14 protein-coding genes are annotated in these 13,200 nt (G+C 63.8%); 6 read left to right on the top strand and 8 right to left on the bottom strand.

All coding sequences use genetic code 11. The features are described 5' to 3' along the window. Nucleotides 1–156: 156 nt before the first annotated feature. The 5 genes from VKT51_06440 to nadA form a co-directional block, all read right to left on the bottom strand. Nucleotides 157–555 carry a hypothetical protein gene (locus VKT51_06440; protein ID HLJ83790.1) on the bottom strand — a complete coding sequence of 133 codons (399 nt, stop codon included), beginning with the start codon at nucleotides 553–555 and terminating at the stop codon, nucleotides 157–159. Between the two features lie 109 nt (nucleotides 556–664). Then, nucleotides 665–1,054 carry a hypothetical protein gene (locus tag VKT51_06435; protein HLJ83789.1) on the bottom strand — a complete coding sequence of 130 codons (390 nt, stop codon included), beginning with the start codon at nucleotides 1,052–1,054 and terminating at the stop codon, nucleotides 665–667. Between the two features lie 24 nt (nucleotides 1,055–1,078). Then, the gene (nadC, locus tag VKT51_06430; GenBank protein ID HLJ83788.1) at nucleotides 1,079–1,963 is read right to left on the bottom strand and encodes a carboxylating nicotinate-nucleotide diphosphorylase; all 885 of its coding nucleotides are present in this window, start codon (nucleotides 1,961–1,963) and stop codon (nucleotides 1,079–1,081) included. Continuing rightward, nucleotides 1,963–3,531 carry an L-aspartate oxidase gene (gene nadB / locus VKT51_06425; protein ID HLJ83787.1) on the bottom strand — a complete coding sequence of 523 codons (1,569 nt, stop codon included), beginning with the start codon at nucleotides 3,529–3,531 and terminating at the stop codon, nucleotides 1,963–1,965. The genes nadC and nadB overlap by 1 nt, the downstream gene beginning before the upstream one ends. 10 nt (nucleotides 3,532–3,541) lie before the next feature. Further along, nucleotides 3,542–4,504, bottom strand: a complete 963-nt coding sequence (nadA, locus tag VKT51_06420; GenBank protein ID HLJ83786.1) for a quinolinate synthase NadA — start codon at nucleotides 4,502–4,504, stop codon at nucleotides 3,542–3,544. A 122-nt stretch (nucleotides 4,505–4,626) separates the two neighbouring features. Here nadA and VKT51_06415 point away from each other — a divergent pair, with 122 nt between their 5' ends. Continuing rightward, entirely contained in the window at nucleotides 4,627–5,394 is a 768-nt protein-coding gene (locus tag VKT51_06415) for a phosphodiesterase (GenBank protein HLJ83785.1), read from the top strand. An 11-nt stretch (nucleotides 5,395–5,405) separates the two neighbouring features. Here VKT51_06415 and VKT51_06410 read toward each other — a convergent pair whose 3' ends face one another. Beyond that, nucleotides 5,406–6,710: an MFS transporter gene (locus tag VKT51_06410; protein ID HLJ83784.1), complete on the bottom strand. Its 1,305-nt coding sequence runs from the start codon at nucleotides 6,708–6,710 to the stop codon at nucleotides 5,406–5,408. A 129-nt stretch (nucleotides 6,711–6,839) separates the two neighbouring features. Between VKT51_06410 and VKT51_06405 the strand changes: the two genes are divergently transcribed. The 5 genes from VKT51_06405 to VKT51_06385 all read left to right on the top strand — a co-directional run bounded on the left by VKT51_06405 (nucleotide 6,840) and on the right by VKT51_06385 (nucleotide 11,003). Further along, nucleotides 6,840–7,313, top strand: coding sequence for a GNAT family N-acetyltransferase (locus tag VKT51_06405; GenBank protein HLJ83783.1), 474 nt, complete (start codon nucleotides 6,840–6,842; stop codon nucleotides 7,311–7,313). 132 nt (nucleotides 7,314–7,445) lie between these two features. Further along, nucleotides 7,446–7,886 (top strand): hypothetical protein, encoded by a 441-nt coding sequence (locus VKT51_06400; protein ID HLJ83782.1) that lies wholly within the window; start codon nucleotides 7,446–7,448, stop codon nucleotides 7,884–7,886. A 17-nt stretch (nucleotides 7,887–7,903) separates the two neighbouring features. Then, a complete protein-coding gene (locus tag VKT51_06395) occupies nucleotides 7,904–8,404 on the top strand; it encodes a GAF domain-containing protein (protein ID HLJ83781.1) in 501 nt (166 codons plus the stop codon). 272 nt (nucleotides 8,405–8,676) lie between these two features. Next, entirely contained in the window at nucleotides 8,677–9,765 is a 1,089-nt protein-coding gene (locus VKT51_06390) for a succinylglutamate desuccinylase/aspartoacylase family protein (GenBank protein ID HLJ83780.1), read from the top strand. An 86-nt stretch (nucleotides 9,766–9,851) separates the two neighbouring features. Beyond that, a complete protein-coding gene (locus VKT51_06385) occupies nucleotides 9,852–11,003 on the top strand; it encodes a glycoside hydrolase family 125 protein (protein ID HLJ83779.1) in 1,152 nt (383 codons plus the stop codon). 120 nt (nucleotides 11,004–11,123) lie between these two features. Here the strand turns inward: VKT51_06385 and VKT51_06380 are convergent, their stop codons facing one another. Both VKT51_06380 and VKT51_06375 read right to left on the bottom strand, forming a co-directional pair. Continuing rightward, nucleotides 11,124–12,860: an electron transfer flavoprotein-ubiquinone oxidoreductase gene (locus tag VKT51_06380; GenBank protein HLJ83778.1), complete on the bottom strand. Its 1,737-nt coding sequence runs from the start codon at nucleotides 12,858–12,860 to the stop codon at nucleotides 11,124–11,126. Nucleotides 12,861–12,882: 22 nt separating this feature from the next. Further along, on the bottom strand, nucleotides 12,883–13,200 hold a 318-nt coding region (locus VKT51_06375), incomplete at its 5' end, for a hypothetical protein (protein ID HLJ83777.1).

Below are 13,200 nucleotides of genomic sequence, written 5' to 3'. Positions count from 1 at the left end.
GTGATCCTGCCCTGTGTCGACGCCCGCAAGGATCACTCGTTGGCGCGGCGGGGCGGTGGCGTGCGTGGCCTGCTTGGGCATCTGTCCTCACAAGACGAACGGGCGGCCGCGAGGCCGCCCGTCTTAGATCGTGCGCGAGCGCGCTGCGTTAGGGTTTCAGACGGAGGCGAGTTCCGTGGTGTCCGCGCGACGCAGTCCAAACGCGTGGTCGGCGACCGGGGTCAACGGTGTGAAACGCAACTGTCGCTGATAGGTCTGAACGAGCAGTTCGATTCCGCCGCGAACACACGCCTCTTCTTCGACGCATTTCGCGAGCTTCTTGTGGAAATATTCTTCAAGGTTGTTGAGTGCGTGAAGCCAGTACGCATCCTTCGTCAAGCGCGATCCATCGAAGTGGTGCTTGTCGACCAGCCAAACGAAAACCGGCTCGCTGCCTTCTCGATACCCCAGGACGAAGAGGGGTACTGGTGCTGTGGCCGGTTCGTCATCGGGATGGAACGAGCACGTCGTATAAAACTCGAGCATTACGTGCTCGGGCTCGATGGGTTTGCTCACGAACGCCTCCTTTTGTCGACCGTTGGTCGGACACGCGCGCGGCAGGCGTGGTTGGTCCTAAAAGCAGACTTTCGCGGCGGATTGGGTCGGCCCTCCGGCAAGTTAAGAACTAGGGCCCATATGCCTCGTGCATCTCGGCCTCAAGCCTCCCCATATCACCCTCGACGGCGTGATTGTCGGGCGTGAGCTGGTCCCGCGGTACTGCATATGGCAGCCAATTGAACTCCGGAGCCTGCACGAAGTAGGCGCTCGGCGACATGCCGATCAGAGGATAGGCGCCGGTCAGCGCCGGTTCAGCCGCCGGGTGTCCGACGATCCAGAAATTGGAGGCGCCGCCCGCCACACACCGCGCCCGAACGCCACGCAGCGTCAAGGTCGGTGCACCCTCGGGCGGACGGGCTTGCGGCGCCGTGAGCAGCCGCTCGACCGTCTGCTTTGACGACTTGCCGAGATGCGCGTTGACCCAGTCCTGTTGGACGTCTTCCGGCCGCTTACTCATCTACCACGCTCCAGTACGCACGGCTTAGCCGAGCACGAAATCGAGTCCGACGTCGAGCGATGTGGCGCCGTGCGTCAACGCGCCGACGGAGATCAGGTCGACCCCGGTCGCCGCCACCGCTCCGACGTTCGAGAGATTGACCCCGCCGGATGCCTCGACAATAGCGGCACCGTGTATGAGGCGCACCGCCTCGGCCATCGATCCGATGTCCATGTTGTCGAGAAGAATCGAATCTGCGCGCGCTGTCAGTGCGGCGCGCACTTGATCGAGCGTGTCGCATTCCGCTTCGATGAGCGTTCCCGGCGGCGATGCGGCGCGCGCGCGCTCGATCGCTTCGGCGATGCTGCCGACCGCGGCGATGTGATTGTCTTTGATCAGCACGGCGTCGTAAAGCCCGGCGCGATGATTGACGCCGCCGCCCGCCCGCACCGCGTAGCGCTCGAGCGCCCGCAAACCTGGCGTTGTCTTGCGCGTGTCGGCGATGCGCGCGGCAGAACCCGCGGCGGCGTCGACATAGGCCCGCGTCAGGGTGGCGATCCCGCACAGCCTGCCCAAGAAGTTAAGCGCCACGCGTTCTGCCGTGAGTATGGCCCGCGCCGCGCCCCTGATCCGGGCAACTGCGGCGCCCGCGGCCACACGCGATCCGTCAGCGATCCGCGGCTCGATCACGACGTGCGGATCCAACAACGCAACGGCCCGCATCGCGACCGCAAGGCCGGCCAGCACGCCGCGCGCTCGGATGACGACGTCCGCCGTCGCGACCGCACCCTCCGGGATCACCGCTTCCGTCGTGAGATCGCCCGAACCGATATCTTCGCGCAGCTCGCGGTGAAGCAACTCATCGAAGTCGGCAGCCGACTCGAGTGTCATCGGTACGAATGAAGGCGACTGCTCGAAGGGATGCCGCATCAGAGGATCTGCGTCGGCGCGGCGACCGGCTCGAACGACGCGCCGGACATGCTCCACAAAATCCGCGCGCGCCAGCGCGCGTCGTCGCGCGCAGGAAAATCGGCACGATAGTGACTGCCCCTGCTCTCCTCGCGCATCAGCGCTGCGCGCGCGATGAGCAGTCCGGTCGCGAGCACGGCACGTGCCTCCAGCGCCGGGCGCGAAACCGGACGCCGCTCCACGGCGTAGCCTTCGAGCGCACCGACGGCGCGTCGCAGCGCTTGCGCCTCGCGCTCGACGCCGGCCGTATCCCAGAGCAAAGCAGCGATCGGATCGATCGTCTCCGGACCTTCGACGACCGCCGGCGGCGCGCTCGGATCCTCGGTGTCGAAACCTTCAGCGGCACCAGCTTGCACGTCATCCGCTGCGCGCGCGGCGAAGACGAGGCATTCGGCAAGCGAGTTGGACGCGAGCCGATTCGCCCCGTGCAGACCCGTGCAGGCGCATTCCCCGATCGCATAAAGGCCGGACAGCGCTGTCCGGCCCCAGAGGTCGGTGCGGATGCCGCCCATGTGATAATGCGCCGCCGGCGATACCGGAATCGGCGTCGTGCCGATGTCGATGCCGAATCGTGCGCACGCGGCTGAGATATTCGGGAAGCGCGCGCGGATCGCATCAGGCGAGCCGATCGGGCGGAGGTCCAAGCGCACGCCGCCGGCCGGATCGCGCTGCAACTGCTTATAGATGGCGCGCGCGACCACATCGCGCGCCGCGAGTTCGCCGCGCGGATCGGCGTCGAAGCAGAAGCGGCGCCCCGCCGCATCGACTAAGATTCCGCCTTCGCCGCGCGCAGCTTCGGACACGAGCAACGCAGGTGCGCCGGAGAGCGCAAGCGCAGTTGGGTGGAACTGCACGAATTCGAGGTCGGCGAGAATGGCGCCGGCCCGTAAAGCGAGCGGCAGACCATCGGCCGTTGCACCGGGCGGGTTCGTCGTCCGCGCGAACAGACGCCCGCTGCCTCCGGTCGCGAGCGCGGTCGCCGATCCTGCGATCACCGCCACGAGCCGATCGTGCACGAGCAGCCACGCGCCGCGACAACCGCGATCGTCGACGATGAGCTCGACCGCCGTGGCGCGTTCGAGAACAGTCACGTTCGGATGTCGAAGGGCGCGCGAGACGAGCGTTGATGTGATCGCGCGGCCGGTCGCGTCGGCCGCGTGCGCGACCCGCGCGGCGCTATGGGCGGCTTCGCGCGTGAGGTCGAGTGCGCCCGATCCGCCAAAGTCAAATGCGACGCCGAGACGCACGAGTTCTTCAACGCGCTGGGGCGCTTCCGCGGCGACGATCGCGGCCGCCGCCTCGTCGCAAAGTCCCGCTCCCGCCGCGAGCGTGTCGGAAAGATGCGCGGTCGGGGAGTCTTCCTCAAGATCGAGCGCCGCCGCGACGCCGCCCTGCGCCCATGCCGAATTCGATTCGCCGGCCGTGGCCTTGGTCGCGAGCACCACCGACTTGCCTTGGGCTGCGCAATGCAACGCGAACAAGAGACCCGCCGCGCCGGATCCGATCACGAGCACGTCGGTGCGGATCATCCGTGCAGCTTCAGACGACGGCCATCATGCGTTCGATGCTCGTGCGTGCGCGCAGCATGATGGCTGTGGGGATCTCGATCGGATTGCTCTCGTTTTCAAGACATGCCAGCACTTTTTCGAGCTCGACGAACTTCATGTACGGGCAGTGCGGGCATGGCGCGATCGAGACGAATCGTTTCTCCGGGTAAAGCTCTCGCAGCCGCAGCAGTAGACCGGATTCGGTCAGGATGATGAACTCGCGCCGATCGCTCTTGCCGGCGTAGTCCATGAGGCCTTGCGTGCTCCCGACGAAGTCGGCCATCTCGAGCACCTCGGGCGAACACTCCGGATGGGCGAGCACGAGCGCGTCGGGAGACAACTTCTTGCGCGCTTCGACCATAGACGGTTTGATGACGAAGTGCGTGGGGCAATAGCCGTTAAACGCGATGATCTTCTTGTCCGGTGTGTGCTTTTGAACCCAGGCCGCCAAGAATCGGTCCGGCGCGAAGAGCACTTCGCGATCGGGCAAAGATTGGACGACACGCGCGGCGTTCGTGGAGGTGCAGCAGATATCCGACTCGGCTTTCACTTCGGCAAAAGTGTTGACGTAGCTGACGAGCGGCCGGCCCGGATGGGCCGCTTTGAACTCGCGCGCCTGGTCACCGGTGATCATGTCAGCCATACCGCAGCCGGCCTTCATGTCCGGCAGCAAGACCAGCTTGTTCGGACTGAGCAGCTTCGCCGTTTCGGCCATGAAATGCACGCCGCAGAAGACGATGATGTCGGCCTTGGTGCTTGCGGCCTCACGGCTGAGATTCAGGGAATCGCCGATGAAGTCGGCCACCGCTTGTACTTCGCCGCGCTGATAGATATGCGCGAGCACGACCGCGTTCTTCTCTGCGGCGAGTGCGCGTATGCGGCGCTGCATCGCTTGCAGTTCTGGGGTGATCTCGCGGGCGACGGTGCCGTCGTCGGTGGGTAGCGCGATTGCCATGGACCTCTCCATTCGCCGCGCGATGGTGAAAAGGCCTCGCCGGGCCTTCGCGGCGTTGTCGGATTCGGCGCGGTCGGCGTGGAGAGGAATGGACTCGCCGGCTCGCGGATTCGGAGCCTAAAGTGGAACACAAACCGTATTTCATCCAGATATCCGACACGCATCTCTTCGCCGACCCGGGCGCTCGCCTCTGGAACGTCGCTCCTGATCCACACCTCGATGCAGTCGTGCAACGCCTGCGTGAGGTCGCGCCGGATCCGGAGTTCGTCCTCGTCACCGGCGATTGTTCAGCTGACGGCACGCCTGCTTCGTACGAGCGGCTCCACGAAAAAATCTCACAGCTCTCCCCAAAAGCGTATTATCTGCCGGGCAACCACGATGACGCGCCATTTATGGCGCGCCTGCTCGCCGATCGCGCGCTCGCGCAATTTGAAAAGTTCACGCAGACCTTTGACGCATGCGGTTGGCGCTTCATCCTGCTGGACAGCTCGGTCGCGGGCGAAGACGGCGGCTGCATCGGAAACGAACAGCGCGAATGGCTGCGCGCCCAACTCGCGCGAGACGGCCAGATGCCGACGGTGGTCGCAGTGCACCACAATCCGCTGCCGGTCGGCTCCGAATGGCTTGACACGATGACGATATCCGATGCGCCCGCGCTGCTCGCCGTCTTGGACACATCGCCGAATGTGAGACTTGTTCTGTTCGGGCACGTGCATCAGGAGTTTGAAGAACGTCGCGGTCAGACCGTCTATGCGAGCGCGCCTTCGACGTTCTTCCAGTTCAAGCCGCACGGTAAACAGTTCGGCCAGGACGAGCTGCACGCGGACGGCGCGCGCGTGGTCACGATCGGAGAGAACGGCCTGCCCGGCCGAGTGGTCCGCGTTCCCTAATCGCCGGTCGATCACGAAACATCGACCGTGATCTCCTCGACGCGAGCCGTCCTATAGAGTTGATCCGTTGCGATGATCGGCTTGGCCTGCGGCCACGCGATCGCGATCGCGATCGCTGCAAGGCAGACGACCGCGCCGGCGGCGAGTGCGGTTCCCGCGCCAAATGCTTGTGCGATGGCCCCAGCCTGAAGCGCGCCGAGCGGTGCTAGACCGACGAGCACGGTGTTGTAGAGCCCGAGCACGCGGCCGCGTACGGCGGCGTTCGCCTCGGTCTGCAAGAGCGACGAAAACCGGACGGCGAACTGCACCATGCACAAGCCAAGCAAGGCGACGGCAAACGCGGCGGCCACAAGACTTCGCGTTTCGGCAAAGGCGATGAGCGAAAGGGGATAGACGAAGCCGGCGATGATGAGCGAACGGATGCTCGTGCGCGCCCTGCCTGCCATGGTCAACGATCCCAGCAAGGCTCCAACGCCGAGACACGTGAGCAGCACACCGAGCGCGTGCGCGCCGCCGTGCAGCACGTACTTGGCGAACACGGGCATGAGCAGGACGTAATTGTACCCGAAGACGCTGATCGCAAGCAGACAGAGGAACATCCGCGCAAGCAACGGATGCTCGACGACGTAGCGCAAACCCGCCCGGACTTGATGCACGAGCGGCTCGTGCACGCGCGCGGCGCGTGCTTCCTCCGCGCGCTTGCTCGTGCGGATCGCTGCAAGCGCCCACACGACGAAAAGATACGAGAGAGCATTTGTGAAGAAATTGGCGGCTTCACCACTGCGCTCGATGATGATCGCCGCGATCGTCGGACCGACGATCCGCGCGACGTTGAAAATCACAGAGTTCAACGCGGTGGCGTTGATAATATCGCCGGCGCCGACAAGATCGAAGAGCAGCGATTGCCGCACGGGCAGATCAAACGCGCTGACCAGGCCGGCGAAGAGAGCGAGCCCGAAGATCGGCCAGAATGAGGCGGCGTGGCCTAACACGAGCAAGCCGAGAAGGAGGGCCTGCACTGCGAGCAGGCCCTGCGTGATCATCGCAAAACGCCGCTTGTCGACGCGATCGGCGAGCGCGCCCGCCAAAAGAGAGAAGAAGAGCGACGGCAGCCATTCAATCGCGGTGATGACGCCGAGCAAGAACGGCGACGACGTCACGCGCAACACGAGCCAACCCGCCGACACCGTCTGCATCCAGGAGCCGATCAGCGAGACGGCCATGCCCGCGAAATACAGGCGATAGCTGCGATGGCGAAGCGCGGCGAACGTCCGGCCTACGATGCCGACGTCGGATGAGCCTGGGCGTTGCGACAAGGGTGGGACTCCAGCAACAGACGAATCACGGCGACTTCCCGCGACGAATAGGGCCGACCTCGCGCGAGCCGCCAATCGTCAGTAATTCTCCATGACAAATCATGCGCGCAAGAAATCGAGCAACGAAACGTGATCGTCAACATGCTGGTCGATCTCACGCGGCCGGAATTTCAAGACGATGCAGAAATTCGCAAAGCGCCCGCGGGCATCGCATTGGAGAAGCGGCATGGAGTCTCCGAGGCGGAACGCGACTTCATCGAATCGACGTTCGGCGGCAGCTGGGCTTCGGAGGCCGGCGCCGGCTGGAATTGGTTTGCCTGCATCGAGGGCGCGCCGGTTGGATTTTGCGCCTTCGATCAGCGCTTCTTCCGATGGTGGTGGTTGACCAATTGGTTCGAGCGAACCGATGTCGGGATTTTCGGACCGCTTGGCGTACAAAAGAGCGCGCGCGGCAGGGGAGTCGGCGGCGCGCTCGCGCGGCACGCGCTTTGTTCGTTGCGGTCTCTCGGCTTTTCGTATGCGATCATACCCGCGGTCGGGCCTACCGAATTCTACGAACGCTCCTGCGGGGCGCGCGTGGTGGAACGGCTGACGGGCCCCTAAAATATCGACGTCCCGGCCGACAACCGCGCGATTTCACGCGAAAATTGCCGATGACGAATTGGGGAGCGTGTACGCGTGACGGTATCGCGTACCGAAGAGCTTCGCAGCATTGCCGTTGACAGGATGACGACTATGCCGAGATCGAGGCGCTGGACCACAGAACCGCTGCTCGCCGATTCATCGGCCGGCGCAGGGCGATCGCGTTGGGAGCCGACGCTCGCTTTTCCTAAGAATGGGGCGCACAGGGCGACCATCGGCGACCGGTTGTTCGCTGAAGTCCATATCGACATCAAGATGCAGCAAGATCGCGATTCCGCTCGTGAATTCGACACGACCGGCGCGCGCGCGCCCATACCTTTTATCGAGAGCGTTGTCTATGATTACCTGGGAGTCGACGGCTCCGGCACGCTGCTGCTGCGCGAGACCTCGCGCCAGGGCGAGCGCGTGGAGCGGTCGATGCTGCATGTCCGCCTGAAGACGAACGGGCCTACCAATCTGCGTTTCCCGTCCGGTGCCGTGAGCATCGAAATCGATGACGAGCAGGTCGCCGTCATCAAATGGTTGGGAAACTGAGCCACATCGAACGGCGAATGCCCTTGCGCATCGACGACTTGCGTCGCGACGAGGCGCTCGCCGAATTTGGCCGCGCCCTCGACTCGAACAGCGAACGCGATGATCTGCTGCACGAATGCTGCGGGGTCATAGCACGGGCTCGCGGCTATTCGCTCGTCTGGATCGGCCGCGGCGAGCCCGACGGCAGCGTTTCCGTCGTGGGGGCTGCAGGGGAGGCGATCGACTACCTCAAGGGACTGCCGATGCGTTGGGACGACCGCCAGGAAGGCGGCGGCCCGGTCGGCCGAGCGATCCGCCGCCGCGAACCGGCAATCGCCAAAGTGCACGACGCGTCGTTCGCTCCCTGGCGCGAACGGGCCCGAAGCTTTGGGATCCGATGCGTGGCCGCGGTGCCGTTTGTTGCAAAGGACGATACGCCGCACGCGCTGGCGGCCCACTCGAACGACGCGCGCCAGATTTGGGGCCAAGACCTTTCGCTGCTCAACCAGTTCGCAGCCGACCTCATCGAAATCGTGTAGGGCGGACCAATATCATGTGGGGCGGACCTTTATGGTCCGCCGTGAGCTCGTGTGGGGCGGACCTTTACATCGTGTGGGGCGGACCTTTATGGTCCGCCGTGTGAGATCGTGTGGGGCGGACCTTTATGGTCCGCCGGCGCGCGATACATTTGTTTCGGCGCGCCATAAAGGCGCGCCCTACAATTATTTTCGGCGCGCCATAAAGGCGCGCCCTACAATTATTTTCGGACGCGGTTGGAGGTCAGGTGGGCGGGCGCGCGAACTGCGTTTGCGTGCGTTTGAAAGCACTGTCGGTCGGCACATGCTCCGCCGCTCCCGGAGCGATTTCGTATGGCACGTTCGACGGCGTGCCTCTTCCTACCGGGGGCGCCGACCAACTCGCTGTGATCATCGCGCAGGGCCGTGAGAGCGGCCCTGTCTTCTGGTTGACGGCGAATATCCACGGCGACGAAGTCGCGGGAATCGCAGTGCTGCACCGGCTGCTCGACTCGCCTATCGTCGATCACTTGCGCGGCACGCTCGTGGTCATTCCAAGTCTCAACCCCGCAGGATTGCGTACGCGCCGCCGGCATCCGTATTACGACGATCGGGATCCGAACCGCACGTTTCCCGGTCTGCGCAAAGACGATGACCGGCTGCGCGAGCCGACAGTCTACGAACGGCAATCGGCGCGGCTCTTCGAAGTCATGAAGGAAAGCGCCGACTTCTATATCGACTTGCATTGCGCATCGATCCTCTCGATCCCATTCAGCATTCGCGATCGCGTGCTGTACCGCCACGAATCGGAGAAACCCGCGGCCGAAGCCCTGTCCGCCCGGCTCGACGCGATGGTAAAGGCGTTCGGCTTTGCTGCGGTCGCCGAATATTCTGCCGTGCAGTACGTCGGCAAGGAACTGCACCGCTCCACGACGGGCGCCGCGCTTCAAGAATTGCGTCGGCCCGCTTTCACCGTCGAGCTCGGCAGTCATACCATTAGCGACGAGACCAATGTGGCCGCCGCCGTGATCGGATTGCGCAACGTCCTCCGGTGGGCTGAGATGCTCGATGGTCCGAATGAGGCGATGCCGGCATTGCCGATGCCGCCCGACGGACGAACGCGACGCCGGGATGACGGACCGTATTCCAGTCAAGCCGGCATATTGGACTATAGAGTTGCGCCGGGCGACTACGTCCGCTCGGGCGGCGTCGTGGCCGGGATTCGCGACATCTGGGGGCGTCCGATCGGCGACGGCGTGATCAGAGCCACGGAAGATTCGTGGATCATCGGCCTCGAGGACGGCGTTTTGGCCTACCCCGGGGCCAACATCGCTCATATCGGGCTCGTCGACGAGGCGCCCCTCGTCGAACCGTGGCCGCGGTAACAATCTATGCGCGTCGCGGGTCCAACGACCGAAACCTGTTGTAGTGGCCGCCGCACTCTGCGGCGCCGCAGGCAGCTAGGGTGAAGATGCGCGTACACGTCACGGCGATCATCGGAGCTATATTGCTCTCGGCTGTCGCTGCGCAGTCATCCACGATCGCCCAGCGCTATCACCGCGCGGCCGAAGTGAACGCCGCCTGCTTTTTCCACCAGCCCGACGGCACAACGTACGTGAGCACAGGCGACATCGATGCCATGTGGTTGCGCGACTCGAGCGTCCAGGCGATGGCGCTCAACAGCAGCCGCGATCGCGCACTCGTGCGCGGCGTCATCTTGCGTCAGGAGCGCATGATCCGCTCCGATCCGTACGCCAATGCGTTCCGCGCGGACTACGTCGTGGCAGAGCGAAAGTTCGAATTGGACTCGCTCAGCTACCCCGTCAAGCTCGCCGAGCGCTATGTCGAACAGACCGGTGATACGTCGATCTACGACGCCGGGTTCGAGAACGAACTCCGCCGCATACTCGCGACGATCAGCGACGAGCAGAGCCATGCGGATCGCTCGACGTACCATCGGAACGAACACCCGGCGGCGAGCGGCACCGGCTTGATCTGGAGCGCCTATCGTCCGTCCGACGACCCGGTCGCGTTCAACTATAACATCCCGGAGAATGCATTCGCGGCGGTCACGCTGCGCGAGATGGCGGCGATCTTCGAACGACGCTACGGCGATGAAGCCGATGCGCACCAAGCGCTCACGATGGCGCAGCGCGTCGAATCAGCGATTTCGCGGCTCGCCATCCTGCCGACGGCGCGCGGCCATATCTACGCCTACGAGATCGACGGCCTGGGCCACGCGAAGTTCATGGACGACGCCAACGTGCCGAGCCTGCTGTCGCTCCCCCTACTGGGTTATGCATACGATCAGCGCGCGTACAAGAATACGCGCGCGTTCGTTCTTAGCCCAGCGAATCCGTATTACTACCGCGGACGCTACGCCTCAGGCGTGGGCAGCCCACACACGCCGGTCAATTTCGTCTGGCCGATGAGCCTCGTCGTGCAATATCGCACCGCGGCGAGCAGTCCGGAACGCGGGCGAGTTCTCCGCGAGCTCGCGGACTCGGAAGCGGGCGATGGGGCGCTGCATGAATCGTTCGATGTCAACGATCCGCGCCGGTTCACGCGCGAGCGCTTCGGCTGGGTCAATGCGCTCTTCGAACAGACCTTCGCGCAGCAATAACCGATCGAACAAACCGGAACGGACCGCAATGAAGGGGCCGACGCCAGTCGGCCCACGTTGCGTTTGCTAGGGCCGACTGGCGTCGGCCCCTTCAAAGAGGTTAGCCGGATGTGCGTTCGTTTACATCCCGGTATAGACGGGGCCGCCGCCGCCTTCCGGCGGCACCCAATCGATGATCTGATACGGATCCATGATGTCGCAGGTCTTGCAGTGCACGCAGTTCGCGAAATTGATCTGCAAGCGTTTGCCGCTGTCTGCAAAGCCATCCTTTTCAATCTTGTGTGCGTCGACCGCCGCCGGTACCATTTCGTAGACCGCCGCCGGGCAGAAGAACTGACACGGGTTGCCGTACTCGGAGGCGCAGCGGCTCGCACACACATCGGTGTCGGCCACGTGAAGATGGCACGGCGCATTCTCTTCGTGCGTGGTGCCGCTTCGAAAAACGTCGTCGAGTTTGGAAAACGTGAGCTTGCCGTCGTACTTCGGCGCGGCCAATCCCGGTACGTTGCGGCCGAAATAGTCGGTGAGCTTTTCCATCCGCTCGTGACCCGGCTCGTTTGAAAGTCGATCGATGACGCCGAACCCACGCCCGCGCGTGATCGAGCCGAACCCGACGTTCGCCATCCCGGCGAACAAGCCGTGTTTAAAGCCCTGGTGGAAATTGCGCGCAGCGTAAAGCTCCGAGCGAAGCCAAGACCCTTCGATCTTCGTCTGGTAGGCTGAGAGCGTCGCGACCGATGTATCGCCTGCGCCGAGCGCGTCGTAGATCGTCTCGGCGGCGAGCATTCCAGACTTGATCGCGGTATGCACGCCTTTCAGCCGCATGGGATTCAGCATGCCCGCGGTGTCGCCGACGAGCAGCGCACCATCGACGAACGGCCTCGGCATCGCCCACCAGCCGCCTTCGGGGATGGCCTTCGCGCCGTAGCGGATCATCGTTCCGCCCGATAGGAGTTTAGCGATATTCGGGTGGGTCTTCATCGCCTGGAAGTTCGCGTGAGGTTCCAAGCGCGGATTTCGATAGTCGAGCCCCACGACGAGCCCGATATCCCAAATATCGCCGGCCATCGAATAGATGAATCCGCCGCCGAACGTCGAGTTGTCCAACGGAAAACCCGCGGTGTGAATGACCTGACCGGGCGGCGTCGAGCCGGCCGGCATCTGCCACAGCTCTTTGATTCCAATGGCGTATGTCTGCGGATTCTTGTCCGCCACAATGTCGATCTTCCGCGCGAGCTGCTTGGCAAGCGTGCCACGCGGGCCCTCACCTAACACAGTGACTTTCGCCATCAGGTCTGGGCCGGGCTCGAAATTCGGTTTCGGGTTGCCATTCTTGTCGACACCCTTGTCGCCGATGCGCACGCCGACGACCTTGTCGCCCTCGAAGAGCAACTCCTGACCGGGGAATTCCGGAAAGACCTGCACGCCGAGTGCTTCGGCCTTCTCCGCCATCCACTTCACAAGCTTATTCAGGCTGGCGACGTAGTTGCCGTGATTGTCCATGCCAGGCGGCATGACCGGCGCTTGAATGCGTCCGCCTTTGGTCAGGAGCCAGAAGGACTCGCTTGTGACCGGACCCTCGAGCGGACAACCGGCTGACAAAAAATCACCGAAGAGTTCACGCATGCTGCGCGGATCGAGCACTGCACCCGAGATGCCGTGATCGCCGATCGCGGCCGCCTTGTCCACCACCATGATGTTCTCGGCGCTCAGTTCGGGCCCCGGACGAGTACCGGCTTTGACGGCGGCGTTATGCTCGGCGTACAATTGCGCGAGCCTGATCGCGCCGCCAAGACTTGCCGGTCCCGCGCCGACGAAAAGAACGTCTAGTTCCAGCGTGTCGCGTTGGCGCGGCATGAAGTATTCGATTTCCTATGGATTACAGCAGATCGGCCGAAGCCTGTGCGATCCCAGTGCCGCCCGATATCGCGGTGACGGTGTATTTTCCGGCGGGCAGCGATTTGCCGTCGAACGGGATCACGAACGTCATCAACGACGATGTCGTGCGCGATGCGAGCGTGACGGGCACGACCATCTGCGCGACTGCTCCCTTCGGCGGCGCGATCGTGAAACTGTCCACCGTGACCTTCGATCCGCTCGCGTTCATGAGACCAAACGTGCACTCGTAGTGGAGTCCGGATCCGGGCCCGGTCACTCGCGTCACGTCGAGGCCTTCAACAGTGAGGGCGCCGGCCGG

This window comes from Candidatus Eremiobacteraceae bacterium (assembly GCA_035295225.1).
GTDB lineage: Bacteria > Vulcanimicrobiota > Vulcanimicrobiia > Eremiobacterales > Eremiobacteraceae > JABCYQ01.
The sequence above is the reverse complement of the archived record's forward strand: the minus strand, read 5'-3'. Positions and strand labels throughout refer to the sequence as shown.

Bases quoted from the DNA above. Each gene is read 5' to 3' on its own strand.
- VKT51_06435 (HLJ83789.1), bottom strand. From the start codon at position 1,054: ATGAGTAAGCGGCCGGAAGACGTCCAACAGGACTGGGTCAACGCGCAT.
- nadC (HLJ83788.1), bottom strand. From the start codon at position 1,963: ATGCGGCATCCCTTCGAGCAGTCGCCTTCATTCGTACCGATGACACTC.
- nadB (HLJ83787.1), bottom strand. From the start codon at position 3,531: ATGATCCGCACCGACGTGCTCGTGATCGGATCCGGCGCGGCGGGTCTC.
- nadA (HLJ83786.1), bottom strand. From the start codon at position 4,504: ATGGCAATCGCGCTACCCACCGACGACGGCACCGTCGCCCGCGAGATC.
- VKT51_06400 (HLJ83782.1), top strand. From the start codon at position 7,446: ATGCCGAGATCGAGGCGCTGGACCACAGAACCGCTGCTCGCCGATTCA.
- VKT51_06395 (HLJ83781.1), top strand. From the start codon at position 7,904: ATGCCCTTGCGCATCGACGACTTGCGTCGCGACGAGGCGCTCGCCGAA.
- VKT51_06385 (HLJ83779.1), top strand. From the start codon at position 9,852: ATGCGCGTACACGTCACGGCGATCATCGGAGCTATATTGCTCTCGGCT.
- VKT51_06380 (HLJ83778.1), bottom strand. From the start codon at position 12,860: ATGCCGCGCCAACGCGACACGCTGGAACTAGACGTTCTTTTCGTCGGC.